19 protein-coding genes and 1 pseudogene are annotated in these 20,403 nt (G+C 61.4%); 9 read left to right on the top strand and 11 right to left on the bottom strand.

The features are described from left to right. The first annotated feature begins 79 nt into the window (after nucleotides 1–79). Nucleotides 80–2,728 carry a DNA ligase D gene (gene ligD, locus B5E41_RS08070; RefSeq protein WP_088392537.1) on the top strand — a complete coding sequence of 883 codons (2,649 nt, stop codon included), beginning with the start codon at nucleotides 80–82 and terminating at the stop codon, nucleotides 2,726–2,728. A 35-nt stretch (nucleotides 2,729–2,763) separates the two neighbouring features. Here ligD (B5E41_RS08070) and ligD (B5E41_RS08075) read toward each other — a convergent pair whose 3' ends face one another. From ligD (B5E41_RS08075) to B5E41_RS08100, 6 genes are all read right to left on the bottom strand, one after another. Then, a complete protein-coding gene (gene ligD, locus B5E41_RS08075) occupies nucleotides 2,764–3,828 on the bottom strand; it encodes a non-homologous end-joining DNA ligase (RefSeq protein ID WP_088392539.1) in 1,065 nt (354 codons plus the stop codon). A 3-nt stretch (nucleotides 3,829–3,831) separates the two neighbouring features. Further along, nucleotides 3,832–4,650 (bottom strand): non-homologous end joining protein Ku, encoded by an 819-nt coding sequence (gene ku, locus B5E41_RS08080; protein ID WP_088392541.1) that lies wholly within the window; start codon nucleotides 4,648–4,650, stop codon nucleotides 3,832–3,834. A gap of 12 nt (nucleotides 4,651–4,662) precedes the next feature. Then, nucleotides 4,663–5,562, bottom strand: coding sequence for a non-homologous end joining protein Ku (gene ku, locus B5E41_RS08085; protein WP_088392543.1), 900 nt, complete (start codon nucleotides 5,560–5,562; stop codon nucleotides 4,663–4,665). Nucleotides 5,563–5,790: 228 nt separating this feature from the next. After that, on the bottom strand, nucleotides 5,791–6,849 hold the full coding sequence (locus B5E41_RS08090; RefSeq protein WP_088392545.1) for an ABC transporter ATP-binding protein: 1,059 nt from the start codon (nucleotides 6,847–6,849) through the stop codon (nucleotides 5,791–5,793). A 4-nt stretch (nucleotides 6,850–6,853) separates the two neighbouring features. After that, nucleotides 6,854–7,684 carry a carbohydrate ABC transporter permease gene (locus tag B5E41_RS08095; RefSeq protein ID WP_011428101.1) on the bottom strand — a complete coding sequence of 277 codons (831 nt, stop codon included), beginning with the start codon at nucleotides 7,682–7,684 and terminating at the stop codon, nucleotides 6,854–6,856. A gap of 4 nt (nucleotides 7,685–7,688) precedes the next feature. Continuing rightward, on the bottom strand, nucleotides 7,689–8,624 hold the full coding sequence (locus B5E41_RS08100) for a carbohydrate ABC transporter permease (protein ID WP_088392547.1): 936 nt from the start codon (nucleotides 8,622–8,624) through the stop codon (nucleotides 7,689–7,691). A 74-nt stretch (nucleotides 8,625–8,698) separates the two neighbouring features. Between B5E41_RS08100 and B5E41_RS32760 the strand changes: the two are divergent. Beyond that, a pseudogene (locus B5E41_RS32760) lies at nucleotides 8,699–8,814 on the top strand (endonuclease domain-containing protein); the annotation flags it as partial. 24 nt (nucleotides 8,815–8,838) lie between these two features. Here B5E41_RS32760 and B5E41_RS08105 read toward each other — a convergent pair. From B5E41_RS08105 to B5E41_RS08115, 3 genes are read right to left on the bottom strand one after another with little or no spacing between them, the layout of a single operon-like run. After that, complete coding sequence (locus tag B5E41_RS08105; protein WP_088392549.1) at nucleotides 8,839–10,098, bottom strand: ABC transporter substrate-binding protein; 1,260 nt, start codon at nucleotides 10,096–10,098, stop codon at nucleotides 8,839–8,841. A gap of 33 nt (nucleotides 10,099–10,131) precedes the next feature. Then, the gene (locus tag B5E41_RS08110) at nucleotides 10,132–11,304 is read right to left on the bottom strand and encodes a PLP-dependent transferase (protein ID WP_088392551.1); all 1,173 of its coding nucleotides are present in this window, start codon (nucleotides 11,302–11,304) and stop codon (nucleotides 10,132–10,134) included. Then, entirely contained in the window at nucleotides 11,301–12,023 is a 723-nt protein-coding gene (locus tag B5E41_RS08115; RefSeq protein WP_088392553.1) for a FadR/GntR family transcriptional regulator, read from the bottom strand. The genes B5E41_RS08110 and B5E41_RS08115 overlap by 4 nt, the downstream gene beginning before the upstream one ends. Before the next feature lie 202 nt (nucleotides 12,024–12,225). Here B5E41_RS08115 and B5E41_RS08120 point away from each other — a divergent pair, with 202 nt between their 5' ends. The 7 genes from B5E41_RS08120 to copD all read left to right on the top strand — a co-directional run bounded on the left by B5E41_RS08120 (nucleotide 12,226) and on the right by copD (nucleotide 17,811). Continuing rightward, on the top strand, nucleotides 12,226–12,801 hold the full coding sequence (locus B5E41_RS08120; protein ID WP_088392555.1) for a hypothetical protein: 576 nt from the start codon (nucleotides 12,226–12,228) through the stop codon (nucleotides 12,799–12,801). Between the two features lie 245 nt (nucleotides 12,802–13,046). Beyond that, on the top strand, nucleotides 13,047–13,442 hold the full coding sequence (locus tag B5E41_RS08125; protein ID WP_425350120.1) for a hypothetical protein: 396 nt from the start codon (nucleotides 13,047–13,049) through the stop codon (nucleotides 13,440–13,442). An 88-nt stretch (nucleotides 13,443–13,530) separates the two neighbouring features. Then, nucleotides 13,531–14,904 carry a PepSY-associated TM helix domain-containing protein gene (locus tag B5E41_RS08130; RefSeq protein WP_088392559.1) on the top strand — a complete coding sequence of 458 codons (1,374 nt, stop codon included), beginning with the start codon at nucleotides 13,531–13,533 and terminating at the stop codon, nucleotides 14,902–14,904. Nucleotides 14,905–14,915: 11 nt separating this feature from the next. After that, nucleotides 14,916–15,824 (top strand): copper uptake system-associated protein, encoded by a 909-nt coding sequence (locus B5E41_RS32655; protein WP_088392561.1) that lies wholly within the window; start codon nucleotides 14,916–14,918, stop codon nucleotides 15,822–15,824. Next, a complete protein-coding gene (locus B5E41_RS08140) occupies nucleotides 15,821–16,423 on the top strand; it encodes an SCO family protein (RefSeq protein ID WP_088392563.1) in 603 nt (200 codons plus the stop codon). Before B5E41_RS32655 ends, B5E41_RS08140 begins: the two co-directional genes overlap by 4 nt. Nucleotides 16,424–16,570: 147 nt before the next feature. Continuing rightward, complete coding sequence (gene copC, locus B5E41_RS08145) at nucleotides 16,571–16,936, top strand: copper homeostasis periplasmic binding protein CopC (protein WP_088392565.1); 366 nt, start codon at nucleotides 16,571–16,573, stop codon at nucleotides 16,934–16,936. After that, nucleotides 16,933–17,811 carry a copper homeostasis membrane protein CopD gene (gene copD / locus B5E41_RS08150; protein WP_245303063.1) on the top strand — a complete coding sequence of 293 codons (879 nt, stop codon included), beginning with the start codon at nucleotides 16,933–16,935 and terminating at the stop codon, nucleotides 17,809–17,811. Before copC ends, copD begins: the two co-directional genes overlap by 4 nt. Nucleotides 17,812–17,987: 176 nt before the next feature. Here copD and B5E41_RS08155 read toward each other — a convergent pair whose 3' ends face one another. Both B5E41_RS08155 and B5E41_RS08160 read right to left on the bottom strand, forming a co-directional pair. Further along, the gene (locus B5E41_RS08155; RefSeq protein ID WP_088392567.1) at nucleotides 17,988–18,803 is read right to left on the bottom strand and encodes an endonuclease/exonuclease/phosphatase family protein; all 816 of its coding nucleotides are present in this window, start codon (nucleotides 18,801–18,803) and stop codon (nucleotides 17,988–17,990) included. An 89-nt stretch (nucleotides 18,804–18,892) separates the two neighbouring features. After that, nucleotides 18,893–20,356 (bottom strand): phospholipase D-like domain-containing protein, encoded by a 1,464-nt coding sequence (locus tag B5E41_RS08160; protein ID WP_088392692.1) that lies wholly within the window; start codon nucleotides 20,354–20,356, stop codon nucleotides 18,893–18,895. Between the last annotated feature and the right edge of the window lie 47 nt (nucleotides 20,357–20,403).

Below are 20,403 nucleotides of genomic sequence, written 5' to 3' on the forward strand. Positions count from 1 at the left end.
CCTCGATCTCCTTCGCCTTCTGCGGCTGGAACAACGATCACCGCTAGTTCGTTTGAGGACCGAATGTCCGGGAAAAGCCATGGCCAGCGACAAGCTATCAAGCTACCGATCAAAACGCGATTTTCAGAAGACCGCTGAGCCCAGCGGCGAGCGGTCCCTCAAACAGAGCAACCGCCGTCGCTTTGTCATCCAGAAGCACGATGCGACACGCCTGCACTACGACCTGCGGCTCGAGCTCGATGGCGTGTTCAAGAGCTGGGCCGTCACCAAAGGGCCATCGCTCGATCCGCACGACAAGCGGCTGGCGGTCGAGGTCGAGGACCATCCCCTCGATTATGGCGACTTCGAAGGCACTATTCCGAAAGGCCAGTATGGCGGCGGCACGGTCATGCTGTGGGATCGCGGCTATTGGGAGCCGGAGGGCAGGAAGAGCCCGGAGCAGGCGCTTTCCAAGGGTGATTTCAAGTTCACGCTGGAGGGCGAGCGCCTGCACGGGAGCTTCGTGCTGGTGCGCATGCGCAACGATCGCGAGCGCAGCAAGCGTACCAACTGGCTGTTGATCAAGCATCATGACGAGTTCTCCGTGGACGAGAACGGTGCCTCGATCCTCGAAGAAAACGTCACCTCGGTGGCCTCAGGCCGCAGCATGGAAATGATCGCAGCCGGCAAGGGGCGCAAGCCGAAACCCTTCATGGTGGAGGGCGGCAAGGTCCAGGCGGACGCCGTCTGGGACAGCAATCACGGATTGGCCGCCGAGGAGCGGCAGTCGGAGGCGAGTGCGGGAAAGCGCGCCGGTACTGCGACGGCGGTTGATCTTCCGGATTTCATCGCGCCGCAACTCTGCGAGAAGGTCGAGCGACCCCCTGGTGGGGACGGTTGGATCCATGAGATCAAGTTCGATGGATATCGCATTCAGATGCGCGTGCTCGATGGCGAAGTCACCTTGAAGACCAGGAAAGGCCTCGACTGGACGGCCAAGTACCCCGAAATCGCCGAGGCGGCGTCTGCGCTTCCGGATTGTATCCTCGATGGCGAGATTTGCGCTCTCGACGAGCAAGGTGCGCCTAACTTCGCGGCACTGCAGGCGGCACTATCGGAGGGCAAGACCGCCAGCCTCGTCTACTTCGCCTTCGATCTGCTCTATGACGGCGGCGAGGATCTCCGCTCGAAGCCCCTGATCGAGCGAAAGAGGCGATTGCAGGAGCTCCTCACCGAGACCGGCAACGATCCTCGGATCCGCTACGTCGAACATTTCGAGACCGGTGGTGACGCCGTCCTCAGATCGGCCTGCAAGCTGTCGCTGGAAGGCATCATCTCAAAACAGACAGATGCGCCCTATCAATCCGGACGAACGGAAAGCTGGGCGAAGTCGAAATGCCGGGCGGGGCACGAGGTGGTGATCGGCGCCTACGCCAAGACCAACGGCAGGTTTCGTTCCCTTCTCGCCGGTGTTTTTCGCGGCGATCATCTTGTCTATGTCGGCCGTGTCGGAACCGGCTACGGCGCCAAGAAAGTCGAAACGTTGCTTCCGAAACTGAAGGCGCTGGAGACGGCGAGATCGCCCTTCACGGGTATCGGCGCTCCGAAGAAGCAGGCCGAGGTCGTCTGGGTGAAGCCCGAGCTTGTCGCCGAAATCGAATTCGAGGGGTGGACCGCGGACGGTCTCGTCCGCCAAGCGGCCTTCAAAGGATTGCGCGAAGATAAGCCGGCTCGGGAAGTCGAGGCGGAGCCACCGGTAAGACCCTCCAAAGCGGACATCGCGGAGCCGGGTCCGAAGGCCAGGCAAACACCGGCGCGCCGTAAGGGTGCGAAGGCTGATGTCATGGGAGTGCTCATCTCAAACCCGGACAAACCACTATGGCCGGATGCCAACGGCAGCGAATCGGTCACGAAGGAAGAATTGGCGGGCTATTACGAGGCAGTCGGCGACTGGATGATCGACCACATCAAGGGCAGGCCCTGCTCTATCATCCGCGCCCCGGATGGAATTGGCGGCGAGCAGTTCTTTCAGCGCCATGCGATGCCGGGACAATCGAACCTGCTCGACCTGGTCAAGGTATTCGGGGACAAAAAGCCATACCTGCAGATCGATCGCATCGAAGGCCTTGCTGCGGTCGCCCAGATCGCAGCGGTCGAACTCCATCCGTGGAACTGCGAACCCGGTCAACCGGAAGTTCCTGGTCGTCTGGTATTCGACCTCGATCCCGGGCCTGACGTTCCCTTTGCCACGGTCGTTGCCGCTGCCCGCGAAATGCGCGATCGGCTGGAAGACCTCGGACTGGTCAGCTTTTGCAAGACGACGGGCGGCAAGGGCCTGCATGTCGTGACCCCGCTTGCAGTCAATAAGCGCAAGCCGCTGTCATGGCCCGAGGCAAAGGCCTTCGCGCATGACGTCTGCCAGCAGATGGCCCGGAACAACCCCGATCTCTACCTTATCAAGATGACGAAGAGCCTGAGGGGCGGTCGCATTTTCCTCGATTACCTGCGCAATGATCGCATGGCGACGGCCGTAGCGCCGCTTTCTCCTCGAGCCCGCCCCGGTGCGACGGTATCAATGCCTCTGACGTGGACGCAGGTGAAATCAGACCTCGACCCTAAAAGGTTCACGATCCGAACCGTGCCTGCCTTGCTATCGAAGTCGTCCGCCTGGAAGGATTATTGTGAGGGGCAGCGTCCCTTGGAGCAGGCGATCAAGAGGCTCGGCCGCGCCGGCAAGCATGCCGCGTGACCAAGAGCGCGCGCAGCTCGCGGCCCTGAACGACTTCATCTGATCGCAGCCGGGCCATCAGCCATATCGAAGACGGCAGCATTATCCTGGATCTCGCGGAGCCCCTTATATGAGGGGTGGCGTAGGCTGCCCTCACGCGTCCAGCCGCGAAACTCGATTTCAGCGATGAGGGTCGGCTGGGAAAAGACAAGCCGCTTCCCTTTCAGCGGCACGATGGGTTTTTTCGTTTGGAGGCGGTTCAACGTCTTGCGCAAATATTCCGCCTCGGTTCGATTGAACCCCGTGCCGACGGACCCGACATAGATCCAGTCGTGACCCTTTCGACCAGCAAGCAACAGGCTGCCGAGCCCACCGCGGGTGCTGGCCGATTCCTCGTAACCGACGATCATGAAGCTGTCGCTCTGAACACATTTGATCTTCTGCCAGTCCCCCAGACGGCCACTCCGGTAAGGGCTGTCCCTGCGCTTGGCAATGATGCCTTCGAGGCCAAGACGGCATGCGTGTTCGAGCAGTTCCTCGCCACTCAAATCCAGTTCCTGCGAGAACCGAATGGCGCCACCGTCGGTCTCGGGGATCAGATCTTCCAGTAAATGACGGCGCACCGACAGTTCCGTGCGCGTCAGGTCGTGACCGTCGAGATACAACAGATCGAAAGCGTAAAATATGGATTCGGTCGAGATCCGCTTGCCGCCCCTGCCGCCGAGCGAGCGCTGCAACGCTCCGAAGTCCGACCGACCCTCTTCATCGAGGACAACGGCTTCTCCGTCGAGAATGCAGCTCGACACACCGAGTTCTCTTGCCCCCGCGGCGATCCTCGGAAATCGATGGGTCCAGTCGTGGCCGCCACGAGTGAGAATGCGAATGCCCTTTGGCTCGATGTGGAGCGCCGATCGGTAGCCGTCCCACTTCACCTCATAAAGCCAATCCGGCCCTTGCGGCACCGTCTGCTTCAGCAGCGCCAGGCATGGCTCCACTCTGGACGGCATTGCATCGAACGGCAGGTTTGGCTGGTCCGGATCACGCCGACGGACAGGTCGCGATTGTATCGAAGAATTGGAGTCGCGAAGGAGGGGGGCGGAGGGGCCGCGTGATCTGGTCATCACTCAATGCCTGCCGGATCGGTTCTCGGCATCGACGGATTTGCGCAGCGCCTCCATGATATTGATGACGTTGCTGGGAGCCGGCTCTGCCTTCTCCCTGCCCTTGGGTTTCGCTTTAGCAGGCTTTTTCATCTGTTTCTTCTTAGCCTCGATGAGGTCGAGCAGCCTATCCTGCACCGGGTCGGAGGCCATCTTCGGATTCCAGTGCTGCGTCTGCTTCTTGATGAGCTGCTGCACCAGCGGCATCATCTGGCTGTCCGCCGGCTGATCGTCCACCCTATCGAAATAGTTTTCAGCGTCGCGCACCTCGTCGCCGTAGCGCAGGGTCCAAAGGACGATGCCCTTGCCGCGAGGCTCCAGCATCACGGCGCGCTCGCGGCGCGCGATCACCAGCCGCGAGATGCCGACCATGTCCTCAGCCGCCATCGCGTCGCGAATCACCGAGAATGCTTCCTGGCCGACCGGATCGTCGGGTGAGAGATAGTAGGGCGTGTCGAGCCAGATCCATTCGACACTGTTGCGCGGCGTAAAGACTTCGATATCGATCGTCTTGGTGCTTTCAAGCGCAACGTTCTCCAATTCCTCGTCTTCGAGCAAGACATACTCGTCCTCACCGCGCTGATAGGCTTTCACTTCGTCTTCATCTTTCACGTCCTTGCCGGTGACGGCGTCGACATAGTGGCTGACGACGCGGTTTTGGGTGGCGCGATTGAGTGTGTGAAAGCGCACCTTCTCATTTTCGGAGGTGGCCGGCATCATCTGCACCGGACAGGTGACGAGCGACAGTTTGAGGTAACCTTTCCAGTAAGGCCGGATCGCCATGGAAGCCTCCGATCACCCGGCGCGGCGCTGGTGAGCGCCGCCTGAGCTGCGCGATTTCGGCGTCGACGCGCGCGCGGCCTTCTGCCTGTTCTTGCCGGCATTGGCATTTGCAGCGGTGCGCTTCGCCTTTGCCGGCGCCGCCATGCCGGCGCTTTCGCGCAGGGCCTGTAGCAGGTCGCTCGGTTTCGAAGCCGGCGGCGCCTTTTTCTTCGGAAGGGTGCGGCCTTCGATCTTGGCCTTCACCAGTTCGGCGACGGCGGCTTCATAACGGTCGTCGAACTGCTTCGGGTCGAAGTCACCCTTCTTGGTGTTGATGATGTGCTTGGCGAGCTCCAGCATCTCGCCTTCGATCTTGAGATCCGGCATCTCCTCGAATGCCTTTTCCGAGGAGCGAACCTCATAATCGAAGTTCAAGGTTGAGCCAACCAGCCCCTTTCCATGGGGGCGGATGAGAAGCGTTCGCAGGCGCCGGAACAGCACCGTCCGGGCAATGGCCGCGACCTTGGCTTTCTCCATACCATCCCGCAGGAGTTTGAAGGCGTCGCTGCCCATCTTGTCGGGAGCCAGATAATAAGGCTTGTCGAAATAGACGTCGTCGACCTCCTCAAAAGGAATAAAGGCCTCCACCTTCAGCGTTTTGTCGCTTTCCGGAATGGCAGCCGCGACTTCCTCGGGCTCGAGCACGACGTAGCGACCGTCCTCGATCTCAAAACCCTTGACCTGGTCCTCGCGCTCGACCGGATCGCCGGTCTCGCCGTCCACGAATTCTCGGCGCACACGGTTGCCGGTCTTCCTGTTCAGCGTGTGAAACGCAATCCGCTCGGATGTGGAGGCGGCGGTGTAGAGCGCCACCGGGAAAGCGACTTCCCCGAACTTGATAAAGCCTTTCCAATTCGCTCTCGGGGCAACCATTTCGCACGCGCTCCTGCCGCAACCAGTGCGAGTCAACCGAATCACTTTACGATTGGTTCCGAATCAAAACGAATCAAATTTCAATAGCTTAGTGAAAATGATTCACGCGTTTTCCGAGTCTGGATCATCCCCTTGAATCTGATCGATCTTTTTCACGCCGGGTGCTTTCTGCGATGGGAACAACCAGCAGATAGGGCCGCCTGAGGAATGGCTTTGAACCTCCACCGCTCAATCGACGCGTTGGCCTTCGCCATCGAACACATGCAAATATTGCGGCGGGAAGGCGACATTGACCTTCGGCCCCGCCTTCAGCGCTTCGCGGTCGAGCGTGAAGATCTTGAACGGCAGGCCGTGAAGCGCGAGGTGGAGGATGATGCCGAATCCGGTGGGCTCGACGAGCTCCACATCGGTGGCAAGCCCGGTTCCATCATTCGTCATCAGCACATGCTCGGGCCGGATGCCTAGCGTCACCTTCGCGCCGTCTTCAAGCGGCAGCGGCTTTGCCAGCGGCACGATCGTTCCGTCTTTCAGCCGCACGCCACCCGCATCATAATTCGCCTCGAGGAAATTCATCCCCGGCGAACCGATGAAGCCGGCGACGAACAGGTTGGCCGGCCGGTCGTAGAGTTCCAGCGGACTGCCGACCTGCTGGACGACGCCGCCATGCATGGCGACGATCCGATCGGCCAGCGTCATCGCTTCGATCTGATCGTGGGTGACGTAGATCGAGGTCGCCTTCAGCTCGCCGTGCAGTTTCTTGATTTCGGCGCGCATCTGTTCGCGCAGGCGCGCATCAAGATTGGACAGCGGTTCGTCGAACAGGAAGGCTTTCGGCTGGCGCACGATGGCGCGGCCCATGGCGACGCGCTGGCGCTGGCCGCCGGAAAGCGCCTTCGGCCGACGTTCGAGCAGCGGGTCGAGGCCTAGCTTGGCGGCAGCCGCCGCCACCGCGCTCGTAATCTTCTCCTTGGTCGTCTTTCGCAGTCTGAGGCTGTAGCTCATATTGCCGGCGACGTTCATGTGCGGATAGAGCGCATAGGACTGGAACACCATGGCAATGTCACGGTCCTTCGGATGCCGCTCATTCACCCTGGCGCCGGCAATCCGGATTTCGCCCGATGTGACATCCTCCAGCCCGGCAATCATCCGCAAGAGCGTGGACTTGCCGCAGCCGGAAGGGCCGACGAGCACGACGAATTCGCCATCCCGGATTTCGAGGTCGACGCCGTGCAGCACCTGCACGTGGCCATAGGCTTTGCGGATGTTCTGGATGTCGATCGATGCCATTTGTTTAACCCTTGACCGCGCCGGCCGTCAGGCCCTGGACGAGATAACGCTGGATGAGCAGGAAGAAGAGGCCGGCCGGAATGAGCGCCATCACGCCCGCCGCCATCATCTGCCCGAAATCCACCGAGAATTTCGAAACGAAGGTGAGAAGCCCGACCGGGAAGGTCGCCGCGTCATTGCCGTTGATCAGCATCAGCGCGAAGAGCAGTTCGCTCCAGGCGGCGGTGAAGACGAAGCCGAGCGTCGCCGCGATGCCGGGCAGCGTCAGCGGCAGGATGATCTGGCGAAACGCGGTGAATTGCGTCGCCCCGTCGATCATCGCCGCCTCTTCGAGATCCTTGGGAATGCCGTCGAAGAAGGACTGCATCAGGAAAGTGGCGAAGGGCACGTTGAAAGCGGTGTAGACGATGACGAGGCCGGTCAAGCTGTTGGTCAGATGCAGGGGCGACAGGATCTTGAAGATCGGCGCCACCAGCATGACGAGCGGAAACATCTGGGTCAGCAGCATCAGGGCGACAATCCAGTATTTCGCCCGAAAATTGAAGCGCGACAGCGCGTAGCCCGAGAGCGAGGCGCAGATCGTCACGGTCACCGCCGTCGAAGCCGAAACGATCAGGCTGTTCTTGAAGAAGGTCGGGAAGGCGCTGTGCTGCAGCACGAAGGCATAATGATCCCAGCTGGTGCGCGACGGCCACATGCGCACGCCTTCGGTGTAGAGCAGGTCGTTCGGCGTCACCGAGACCTTGAGAAGCCAGAACAGTGGGAAGAGCGCAAAGGCAATGTAGCAGAGGATTGCTAAGCGATGCGCGATGGTGGGAAGGATTGATCGTCTCATGGTCTCAATCCTTGTTCAGCAGCGTCTGCCGCAGCAGGATGATCAGCATCGAATAGGCAAGCAGCAGCGCGAGCAGCACCAGTGCAATCGCCGAGGCATAACCGAAATCGAGCCGCTTGAACGCCGTGGTGAAGATGTAGCTCGCGACGATCTGCGTGCGGTCGGCGGGTCCGCCATTGGTCATGACGACGATGAGATCGGCGAAATTGGAGATCCAGACGGTGCGCAAGAGCACGGTGATGGCGATCGTCGGCGCGAGAAACGGCAGGGTGATCGAGCGGAAACGCTGGAACCAGCCGGCGCCGTCGATCGACGCCGCCTCGTAGAGATCACGCGGGATCGCCTGCAGGGCCGCCAGCAGCGTGATGGCAAAGAAGGGAATGCCCCACCAGACATTGGCGACGATCGGACCCCACATCGCATAATTGGGATCGGAAAGGATATTGCCCGGCTCATGCATCAGCCCGAGCGCAAAGAGCCAGTGCGGGATCGGCCCGATGACAGGATTGAACAGCCAGGCCCAGTTGAGGCCGGCGAGAAAGGACGGTACGGCCCAAGGCAGGAAGACCAGCGCCTGCGCGATCGCCCGGCCCGGGAATGGCTTGTCGAGCAGTAACGCCAGGATGAGGCCGAAGGTGAATTGCAAGACGACCGAGGCGCCGGTCCACCAGAGCGTATTCCTCAGCGCACCATAGAAGGCCGCATCGCCCGCAAGCTCGCGGAAGTGATCGAGTCCGGCGAAGCCGCCCGAAAAGGGATTGAGCAGTTGGATATCTCGGAAGGCATAGGACAGCCCGAGTGTCAGCGGCACCAACATCACGGCGATGATCAGGATCAGCGACGGGGCGCTGTAGAGATAGGGCTCCGAAGCATCGGCAAGACGACGCAGCCACGGCCTGCGGTCGCGACGCATGTCGAGCATATCGGCGGAAATGGTCATCGGTTTGCAGTTTCCATTATTTTTATCCGGTGAGGCCTTGCGCTGGTGATGTCTTCGAATTGGGTGGCTGAGGCCCCTCATCCGACCCTTCGGGCCACCTTCTCCCCAGGGGAGAAGGGATATGCCGCAACGTCTCGACTCCCTCTTCTCCCCTCGGGGAGAAGGTGCCCGTAGGGCGGATGAGGGGGCTTCTGTCTCGAAGCCCCCTTCACCTTTATTTCTTGCTCAGAAACTTCTGCTGCGCCTTGGTCAGATAGTCCGCCCACTGATCAGCCAGATCCTTTGCCGAGATATCGCCGAGCAAGGCCTGCTGCGAGGTCTTGATCGCCAGCGAATCCTTGAAGAAGGCGAATTCCTCGAGGTAGGTCGGCATGACGGTCGGCACCGTGTTCGGATCCGCCAGTTCCTCGAACCAGCCCTTGAACTGGTCGCCGGCATAGAAGGGATCCTTTTCGGCCGCGGTATAGGCCGGCAGGGCACCGATGCGCTTGTTCCATTCGATATTGCCTTCCGGCCCTTCGAGGGTGGCGATCAGCTTCCAGGAGAGATCCTTATTGCCGCTGGTCGCAAACATCGACCAGCCGCCGTAACCGATGGTCGGGAAGGACTTGCCGTCAGGACCCTTCGGCAGCGGCGCAACGCCGAAATCGTCCTTCTTCATGCGCTCGGCGATGGCGATCAGCGCGTCCGGATCCTGGTCGAGGAAGGCGCAGGTGCCGGAATAGAAGCCGGCGACGACTTCGTTGAAGCCCCAGTTGACGCTGTCCTTCGGCGCATAGCCCTTCTTGTAGAGATCGACCATCCATTCGATGCCCTTGGCCCAGCCTTCGCTGTTCATGGTCGAGGTGCCGTCTTCCTTGAAGTACTTGTTGTCGCCGGCCATCGTGGCGGCAAAGATCATCCAGCCGTTGAGGCCGCCCGGTCCGCCGCGCATGCAGTAGCCGTATTTGCCGGGCAGCTTGGAGACCTTTTCCGAGGCGGCGGTAAACTCCTCCAGCGTCTTCGGCGGCGCGGCGACGCCGGCTTCCGAAAGCAGCTTCTTGTTGTAGAACATCGCCCTCAAATAGAAGCCGTAGGGCAGCATATAGGCGGTGTCCTTGACATCGCGGCCGAGTTCGAGGGCGCGCGGCGTCAGCTCCTTGGTGTGCTCCCACTTTGCGAGATAGGGCTCGAGGCTTTCGAGCATGCCGTTATTGGCATAAAGCGACAGCCAGGTATCGGGCATTTCCATCACATCGGGCACGTCGCCGGCCGACACCATGGTCGCAAACTTCTGGAAGGCTTCGTTCCAGGGCAGCGAGATGATGTCGACCTTGGTGCCGGGGTTGGCGGCCTCGAACTTGCCGACAATCGATTTCAGCGTTTCGGTGCGCTCCGGGCTGGTGATGACTTCCACAAGCTTCAGCGTCGTATCGGCAAAGGCCGTGCCCGCCATCATCGAAGCAAAGAGCGTCGAGATTATTAGCTTTTTCATGCTCAGTTCCCCCTTTTCGGTTTCTCTCGGGTTTCAGGATTGCGAGGCGGCGGCGAGCGCCTCCTCGATGTCGCTCCACAGCGCCTCGGTTCCTTCGAGACCGACATGGAGACGTACGGATCGCGCATGGATGCCAAAGGTTTGCGCGGAATTCGGCTGTGCCTTCTGCTGCAGCACCACCTCGCCCGGTACGATCAGGCTTTCGTGCCCACCCCAGCTCACACCCAGTTTGAAGAGCTTGAGGTGATCGGCGAAGGCGCGGATATCGACCCCTTCGCGGAAGATGAAGGAAAACAGGCCCGACGTGCCGTTGAGCCCGGCCGGCAGACGGTTGGCGAGGCCCGGATGGCAGACGGTTTCCACCACCTCCAGCCGCTGCAGGCGCCTGGCGATTTCCAGAGCCGAGGCCTCATGCGCCTTCATGCGCAGCGGCAGGGTGCGCAGGCCGCGGATCAGCAACCATGCGTCGAACGGCGAAAGCTTGCCGCCGAGATAGGGATAGGCTTCTGCCTTGATGCGGGCGATCATCTCCTTCGAGCCGGCGACGACACCCGCCACCACATCGCTGTGGCCGCCAAGATATTTCGAGGCCGAATGGATGACGAGATCGACGCCGAGTGTCAGCGGCCGCTGGAAGAACGGGCTTGCCCAACTGTTGTCGATCATCGAGACGACGCCGTGGCGCTTGGCAAGGGCGGCGAGCGCGCCGACATCATGCGCCTCCATCACCCAGCTCGTCGGGCTTTCGAGGTAGAGGAGCTTGGCGCCGGGCAACGCTCTGGCGACGGCTTCCTCGTCACGCCCGTCGACATAGGTCACTTCGATCTTCATCCGTTTCAGGATGGTGCCGAACAGGCGGAAGGCGTCGGGATAGACGTGTTTGACGGCGACGATGCGGTCGCCCGGCTCGACGAAGCTCAAAACACTCGACGAGATCGCCGCCATGCCGCTGGCAAAACCCAGCGCATCCTCGCCGCCTTCGAGCTTGGCCAGCATGTCCTCGAAGGCCCGCACCGTCGGGTTCAGCCCGCGCGTATAGGTCGGCCGCACCTTCTCGCCGCGATAGACAGTGATCATCTCGTCATAATCGGAAAAGGTGAAAAGCGAGGTCTGGAAGATCGGCGGCACGACGGCGTCGGCGAAGTTGCCGTCGTCGTGAGCGGTGATGATGGAGGCAAGATCGAACGGGTCTGCGCCGCTGCTCATTTCGACATTTCCTTGATGTCTTCCTCGACGATGTCGAGAATTTTCAATGTTTCGGCGCGCGCCGCCTCGGCATCTCCGGCGGCGATCGCGTTGAAAAGGGTGCGGTGAAAGGGAAAGGACCGACGGGCGAAATCCTGCCGGTCGAAGGGATGCTCCCAGAAGCGCTCGAAGGTCTCGCGCATCTGTTCGAGCAGCTGGCGAAACAGCGGATTGTGGGTGGCGTCGTAAACGGCGAGATGGAAGGCCAGATCCTCCGGCCCTGAAGTGCCCTTTTCCAGATGCACCCGCTCCATCTCGTTCAGTCTCTCCTCGATGAGGACGAGGTCTTTGGCGGTGCGCCGCCGCGCCGCGACCATGCCCGCCTCGCATTCGATGCCGCGGCGCACTTCGAGCGTCTGCAGCAGCGCGTCGCGCAGATGCGCCGCATCGAACGACAGTGGCATATGGATCGTTGCCCTGGAAACCCGCTTCAGCAGATAGGTGCCGCTGCCCTTGCGCGTCTCGATGACGCCGAGCGCCTGAAAATGGCGGATCGCCTCGCGAATGGTCGAACGCCCGACGGCAAGGGCCGCCATCAGCTCCCGCTCCGCCGGCAATCGATCCCCGGCCTGCAGACGCGCGTCCTCGACATAATCCGCCAGCGCATCGGTCACCTGACGCGCGCGGTCGATGACGGGAAGCGGCCGGATGACCGGCCTGTCGCTGCTGTTTGCCTTCATAGTTCCCCAGTTTCTTATCAGGCAGCCAGAATTAAAATTGGTCTGACATCTTAGCATTTCGCAAAGTTGGGAGGGCGTCAAGCGCTGTTTGCACTCAGGGAGTCCATCGCAACGAACCTCATCGCCAAGTTCAGACATTGCGGCGTCGATTCTGCCGTGAGATGTTCCAGGATGTTGCGGCCGAAAGCGGAGGCTCCGAAGCATGCGCGACTATGTGAAAAGCAAAGATTTTCACCGACATATGCGCTCGCTGCTGGTCGCGAGATTTCAGGAGCTCGGCTGGCAATCGCAAGCGGCTGGCAAGTGCAGCTTTGTCCGAGGCAGGCGAGTTTTCTGGCTACAGGTATCGCAATATTCAAACAGCCTTACCGGCGGCAAGTTTACGCTCAACCTTTCGGAAGGTGTGGGCGCCGCTGGCGACACGAGAATATTGCGCCATCTGGACGAGGCTGACCGAGCCATCGGCAAGGGTTTAGAAGAGCGCATCATCGCGCGCCTTCCCCGGCCGGTTCCCGATCCGGACGTCGAGGTCATCGGAGATGACGGCGGACCTGTCATGGTGAAACTCGGTGATCTGGCGAAAGCAAATCCAAGACAATGGGATGGTCCCTCCGACGTCTGGCTGCCCTACTTCAGCAAAAGTGATCTCGACGACTGGGCCGCGTTTCTTCTGCCCCGTATCGAGCGGCTGATCCGGCCGTCCACGCCCGAAATTATCGCTCCGCTGGCGTGGACCAAGCGGTTCAACCGCCTTACGGGTCTGTTTCGCTGGAGATGAGTCCGACGTTCAACCCACCTCTTCGACCGCCGGAAAACGAGTGCAGTGCCCCCTACTGCGCGAAAACGCCTCGCGTCAGCGCTCCATCCTGAACTGCGCATGGCAGGTCGTGCGATCACGCGCTCGTCTGGCGAAATCGCCGGCTGAGTATTGGACATGGACCAGATTGCCGCATTGAGATCGGTCTTGATTGCAGCTATCAGACAGCAGGCGCCTTTCTGGCGGGGGATCGAGTGGCACGGCGAATGAACCAGATCGAACGATGGACGGTGCGTATTCTCTGCGCGCTCGCCTTGGTGTTCGTCGGGTTCTCCCATCAGGTTCCGGCCATTTCCGATGGCGAACTCGGCCAAGCCGAGCTTGCTCAATATACCCTCCCCGATGGTACGCTGCCGACGCTCTGCGTCACCGTCACCGATGCGTCCGGCAAGACGCAGGGCAAGCTCGCGCATCTCCATGGCTGCGAAGCCTGCCGCATCGGCGCTTCGGTCATGATGCCTGCGCCAGCCGATGCCATCGGCGTGCATGCCGGTTTCGTGGTGAGCGCCGAACTGCCGCGGCGCGCCGAAGCCTTTCATCGCCAACTCTTCCCGCCGAATACCGGTCCGAGAGCGCCTCCTTCCGATCCGATTCTTGCCTGAACCCGCGTTGCGGCCGGCGCCGTGACGCGCCTTGTAACGTTGGCCGCACTGCTTTTTGGCAATCGGCCGCGGATTCGGAACCATTCTCATGTCGACCATCACTGCCGCCGAACCGGCGGAGAGCGCCGCAGGCGACGTTTCGCTCTATCGCGCCATCTGGCGCTGGCATTTCTTTGCCGGGCTTCTCGTCATTCCCTTCATGCTCAATCTGGCGATCACCGGGTCGCTCTATCTCTTCAAGGACGAGATCAACGACACGATCTTCGGCTACCGCTATCTCGTCCAGCCGACAGGCACGCCTTTGTCGCCACAGCGGATTGTGGAGATTGCGTCCTCGGCCGTGCCGGGCTCGACGGCGACCTCCTACAAGGACCCGGCGACCTCAGGCAGATCTGCGATCGTCACCGTCTCCACCGATAGCGGCTCGACGCTCGTCTACGTCAATCCCTATGACGGCAAGGTGCTCGATACGGTCGGATCGACCGACGAGTTCAACTATGTCGTCAAGCGCATCCACAGCCTCGCCTATTTTGGCAATACCACGAACAAGCTGGTCGAGATCACCGGTGGCTTCGCCATGGTGCTGGTCGTCACCGGCATCTATCTCTGGTGGCCGCGACGTCAGACCGGCGGTGTGGTGAGCGTGCGCGGCACGCCGGCACGCCGCATCTTCTGGCGGGATCTGCATGCCGTCACCGGCGCCTTCGCCGGAATCCTGATCTTCTTTCTGGCGATTTCAGGCATGCCGTGGTCGGGCTATTGGGGCGCCAATGCCAATGCCTGGCTGACCAGCCATGATCTCGGTTATCCGGTCCAGCTCTGGGACGACGTGCCCAAATCGCAGAAGGTGACGGAAGACATCCTGCCGAAAGCCGGTTGGATCGTCGAGAAGGCGCCGGTACCGCTGTCCGATATCGCCGCCGCCCAATCCAAGCAGCCGATCGGCCTCGACAGGGCCGTTGCCATCGCCAAGGAGCTGGGGATGGCGCCGGGCTTTGAGCTTGCGGTCCCGTCTGATGAGACGGGTGTCTATACGGCTGCGATCTACCCCGACGACCTCGCCAATGAGCGGACCATCCACATCGACCAGTATTCCGGCAAGCCGCTCGTCGATCTGAGTTTCGGCCAATATCCTTTCTTCGGAAAGGCGATCGAGTGGGGCATCAATGTCCATCAAGGTCAGGAATGGGGGCGTTTCAACCAGTTCCTGATGCTGGAAACCTGCCTGATGATCATGCTCTCCTGCGTGACCGCCGTCGTCATGTGGTGGAAACGACGTCCAGCGGGTCGCCTCGGCGTGCCGCCGATGCCGCCGCGGCGTTCGGTCTATCTCGGGCTCTGGATCATCGCCGCGATCTTCGCGGTCGCCTTTCCGATGAGCGGGCTCGCCATCGTCGCCATGATCGCCTTCGACCAGGTGGTCGTGCGCTTTGTGCCGCCGCTGAAGCGCGTATTCGCCTGAGGAGATCTGCCATGAAGAGAAAGATCATTGTTCTTGCCGGGGCACTGTTCGCGTCCCTGGCCTCGGCCCAGGATTATCCGGCCGGCAAAATCGCAATCGTCCATCCGGCTGCCCGCGCCATGGTGCCGGGCGCAAAGGTCGGCGGCGGCTATCTGGCTCTCACCAACACGGGTTCGGACGCCGACAAGCTCATCTCGGCACGCTCCGACCGCGCAAGCTCGGTGCAGTTGCACGAGATGCGCGTCGACAACGGCGTCATGGTCATGCGCGAGCTCAAGGGCGGCATCGAGCTGCCCGCCGGCCAGACCGTCGAGCTGAAGCCCGGCGGCTACCACCTGATGTTCATGGATGTCGACAAGCCGTTCAAGCAGGGCGAGACGATCAAAGCGACCCTCACCTTCGAGAAGGCCGGATCGGTGGACGTCGATTTCGCCGTCGGCGCTGCTGCCGGCCCACTGAATGCCGGCGGCCACGATGGTCATGACGCTATGACCATGCCGGGCATGGATATGGGTGATGCGACGGCGCAGAAAGATGAGCAAGCCATTCCGGCCGGGCTGAAGACGATGTTCGAGACGCCGGACAAGCCGCTGACCGTCATGCCGGTCGTTGTAGAGGGCGATTGGGCCATCGCCGGATGGCAGCAGGACGGTCGCGGCGGTCGAGCGCTCCTGAAGAAGGGGCATGCCGGATGGAGCGTGCATCTGTGCAGCGGTGACAGCCTCCGGGACGCCGCGGCGCTGGAGAAGATTGGGCTTTCGAAGGATGTCGCCACGGGACTCGCCGCCAAGCTCAAGCAAGCCGAGACCGGCCTCGATCCAAGGGTGCTTGCGCTGTTTGCAAGCTTCGAAGGGACGGTCATGATGCACGCGGCGGCGAACGACGCCGGCCATGGCGGTCATGAGGGCCATGCCCAATGAAGTCGAGAACCCTCGCCATCACGGCATTATCCCTGAGCGCCGCCTTCGTGGCGGCTCTCGTCGCCCTCATGTGGTCGCTTTATCTGGCGGAACCCAGGGCTCGCCCGTTCGAGGCCAGCTTCGCGCTGATCGACGATCAAGGGCGGCCCGTCGACCAGTCGATCTTCAAGGGTCACCCGGCGCTGGTGTATTTCGGGTACACGCATTGCCCGGAAGTCTGCCCGACGACCCTCTACGAGGTGGCCGACTGGATCAATGCCCTCGGCGGCCAGGCGCAGAACCTCAAAGCCTATTTCTTCTCCGTCGATCCCGAGCGCGATAGCCAGGAGGTCATGCACGACTACGTCAACGCTTTCAGCAGCCGCATCACCGGCATCACCGGCGATCCGCAGGAGATGAAGAAAGTCGTCGACGGCTGGCTCATCCATGCGGCAAAGCTCCCGAGCGAGAACGGCGACTACCACATGAGCCACACGGTCTCCCTGCTGCTGATTGGCGCCGACGGCCGCCTGAAAGGACTGATCCCCTACGGCACGGACCGCGAAGTGGCGCTCGCCAAGATCCGCGATGTCCTCCTAAAACAGTCCGGAGGCGGGTAGGATTGACCATGTGGCGCGGATCCATACCATCCGCACCATGTCCGACATTTCCGACAGCCATATCCGTGGTCGCCGGAATTTCCGGCGCCCTGGCAAAAGAGCGCTCATCGCATCTCTCAACGCCAACCTTAATTAAGAGACACACCCATGTCGCGACTGACCCGCATCCTTTTCTTTACTGCGATTGCCACGATTGCCGTCGCCGGCGAGGCCCTCGCTCACGCCCATCTCAAGAGCTCCGTCCCGGCAGACAAGGCATCCATCGCATCCCCGGGTGAACTCGACCTCAGCTTCAGCGAGGAAGTGAACCTGAAGTTCAGCGGCGTAAAGGTCACCGGACCGGACAACAAGAGCGTGAAGCTCGGCGACGGTATGCTGATGGACAGCGACAAGACGCTGATGGTCCCGATCTCCGGCAAGCTGGCGGCCGGTCAATATACGGTGGAGTGGCATGTCCTTTCGACCGACGGGCATAAGACCAACGGCAGCTACAGCTTCACCGTGACGCCGTGATCGGTCCCGAGCCGGCGCTCGTCGTCTGCCGCTTTCTCTTCGACGGCGGCGCCCTCTTCCTGTGGGGCGCCGCCGCTTATCTATGCACCTTGGTGCCGCGGGAGCTGCAATTCGAAATTTGGGCACAGCTTGGCCTCCTTCGGCGGATCGGACTCGCCTGCGTGGTCGCGACCGCCATCGTCATGCTGCCGCTGCGCGCCGCCATCATCGGTGACGGTTGGCTGGATGCATTAAATCTGGACACGCTGCTTGGCGTCGCTTTCGATACGACCATCGGCACGGCTTGGCTGTGTCAGGCGGCCGCGGCCATCCTGCTTCTATGCACATCGCTCCTTCCGCACGGCTTGAGGATCGGCGCGACAGCGTTGGCGAGCGCCTTTCTCCTCGCCAGCCTTCCGATCACCGGACATGCGGCGATGAACGGCGGCTGGCTCGGTATCCTGCACCGGGCAAACGACGTCGTGCACCTGCTTGCTGGTGGCGCCTGGGTCGGCGCGCTCTTTCCTGTCTTTTTGATCCTGCCCCGGCTAAAGGAAGCCCACACTCGCGATCAGGCGATAGCGGCGCTGATCCGCTTTTCGACGACAGGACATGTCGCGGTGGCCGTCGTCATTCTGTCCGGTATCGCCAACATGCTGTTCATCCTCGGCGGCTTACCGTTGGACTGGACATTCGCTTATCAGCGACTGCTGACGATCAAGATCGGACTCGTCGCTGCTATGACGCTGATCGCCGTCGCCAACCGCTATGTCTTCGTGCCCCGGTTACGGCGGCGACACCAATCTCTGGTCATCGGAACCATGACGGAGATTGTCCTCGCGATCGCCATCATCGCCCTCGTCGCTTGGTTCGGCATGTTGGAACCGGCTGGATAGCCTCCGATAGTGCACGAAGACGCGACTTCTACGGCCGGCAATCGGAGACGGTCAGAGAAGACCGGTGAGAAGCCCGATGCCAACAATTGCTGCAATTCCGCCGGAGGACTGCATGACGATGCGCCCACGTCGCTCGCTTGCCCTGCCGCAATGCCAGCGACATGCGCGGCGCGTCCCTATTTCCCAGCCTGTTTCAAGTTGACAAGCGCCTTGATCGGCAAATGATCCGAAGCGGTGCGGGCGAGCGGCGTGTCATGCGCTTCCACCTCGGAGATAATCCCCTTGCGGTTGGCGATGATGCGGTCGAGGGCGAGCAGCGGCAAGCCGGCGGGAAAGCTGGGGACTGCAGGCGGCAGCTCTCCGAAGGCGGATTGGAAGGTATTGAGCGAGGAGCGGTCGCCCAGCCGCCATTCGTTGAGGTCGCCGAGCAGGATGGTCGGCATCTCGTGCCTGTTGTTGATGAGTTCGACCAGTGTGCGGGCCTGCTGGGCTCTGTTATGGCGCAGCAGGCCAAAATGCGCGGCGATGACGCGCAGCACACCGCCCTCTTCCAGCTCGATTTCGGCGACGAGCGCGCCGCGCGGCTCCAGCCCCGGCAGCTTGACCTGGTGCACGTCATGCACCAGCCCCTTCTTGAAGAGCACGACATTGCCGTGCCAGCCATGCGCCTTGGCCATGCCGGCGACCGGCACCGGGATTAGCCCCGTCTCTCGCTCGAGTCGGCCGAGATCGAGAATGCCGGTGCGCTCGCCAAAACGCGTATCGGCCTCCTGCAGTGCGATGACATCGGCGCCGATTTCATGGATCACCCGACTGGTCCGTTCAGGATCGAAGCGGCGGTCGGTGCCGACGCATTTGTGCACATTGTAGGAGGCGATCAACGTTCCAGCGCTGCGCGGCCGTGTCTCTGTATAGGCCGGATCAAGCCGCTTTTTCCTGTTCCTGATCGAGGCGAGAATACTGGCCGGAAGATTTTCTTTTTTAGCGTGCATCGGAGGGCGCACTTGTTTCGTTGATCGAAAGGCTCTCTCTCGCCAGTATAGGCAGGCAGGCTGAACTTGCCATGTCCGGGCACAAAAAATCAAAGATAGGGCGAACCCAACCACAGCATCTTTTCGAGCAGCCGCACAGGAAAGGGCCGGGCGCGCAAGCCCTCAAGCGTCACCAGCGTTGCCGATTTCAGGGTTTCCTCGATGTGCTCATCGATCTCGGCGGCAAAGCCTTCATTCAGCACTTCGAGATCGACCTCGAAGTTCAGCCTGAGCGAGCGTGGATCGAGATTGGAAGAGCCGACATAGGCCCAGGTGCCGTCGATCGTCAAAAGCTTCGAATGGCTGAAGCTGCCGGTCGAGCGCCAGATGCGGCAATAGTTTTTGAGGATCTGATCGAATTGCGCCGTCATCGCCCGGTCGACCAGCATGAGATTGTTGAGAGCCGGCACGACGATATCGACTTCGACGCCGCGTCGCGCCGCCGTCACCAGGGCGCTGATGAGTTCGCGGTCCGGCAGGAAATAGGGCGACATGATGCGGATCGATTGACGCGCAACGGAAAAGGCACCCATCAGCATCTTATGGTTGGTTTCGACGCTGCGGTCCGGCCCTGAGGCGACGATGCGCATCAGGATGGGGTCGCCGGGGCTGCGCTGCGGCGGCTCGATGCGCCAGGCCTCGTCGTTCAACAGTTCGTCGGTGGTGAACCGCCAGTCTTCGGCGGCAAGATCGAAGAGGTCGGCGACGACGGGGCCGGTGACGCTGAAATGCGTATCACGGGCAAAGGTCTCGCCCGTCGCCTCCTCGCTGAAACCCGCCCTGATATTCATGCCGCCAGTCAGCGCAATGCGTCCGTCGACGATCAGGATCTTGCGGTGGGTGCGCAGATTGGCATAGGGCAGCCGCAAACCCATGATGACGTTGCCGTTGAAGACGGCGACGGTGACGCCGCCCTCCTTGAGATGGCCGAGAATGCTCGGCACCGAATAACGCGCGCCGACGGCATCGATCAGCACCCGGACCGTCACACCCCGCTTCACCGCGGCAATCAGCGCATCGGCGATGCGCAGGCCGATGACATCACGGTCGAAGATGTAGGTTTCGAGCAGGATGCTGCGCCTCGCTTCATCGATGGCTGATTTCATCGCGGCATAAGCCTCGTCGCCGGTCTCCAGCATGTCGATCGTATTGCCTGACGTCAGCGGGTTGCGCGTCACGCGATCGCCAAGCGTCTGCAGCGCCGCAAAGCGGCGGCCGAACTGGCTGATCACGGTCTCGGCGTCGGCGTCGAACGTCTCCAGCTCGTCGGTCCCGGGAGCGAGCAGCAGGGCGTCGCGGCGAATGCTCAGCGATTTGCGGCGGATGCGATTGATGCCGGCAATCGCATAAAGCAGCGCACCGACGATCGGCGAGAGGATGATGACGCCAACCCAGCCGATTGCCGCGCGCACCTCCTCCTTGGTCATGGCGGCATGGATCGCCGCCGCGGCTCCCATGGCGATCGAAACGACAAAGAGGATATGCGGCCAGTAGGTCGACAGGAGATAGAACATCGCTGGCCAATATAGCCACGAAACGGCCGCGTTCAATTATGCAGCCG

It is taken from the genome of Rhizobium esperanzae (genome assembly GCF_002204185.1).
Classification (GTDB): Bacteria; Pseudomonadota; Alphaproteobacteria; order Rhizobiales; family Rhizobiaceae; genus Rhizobium; species Rhizobium esperanzae.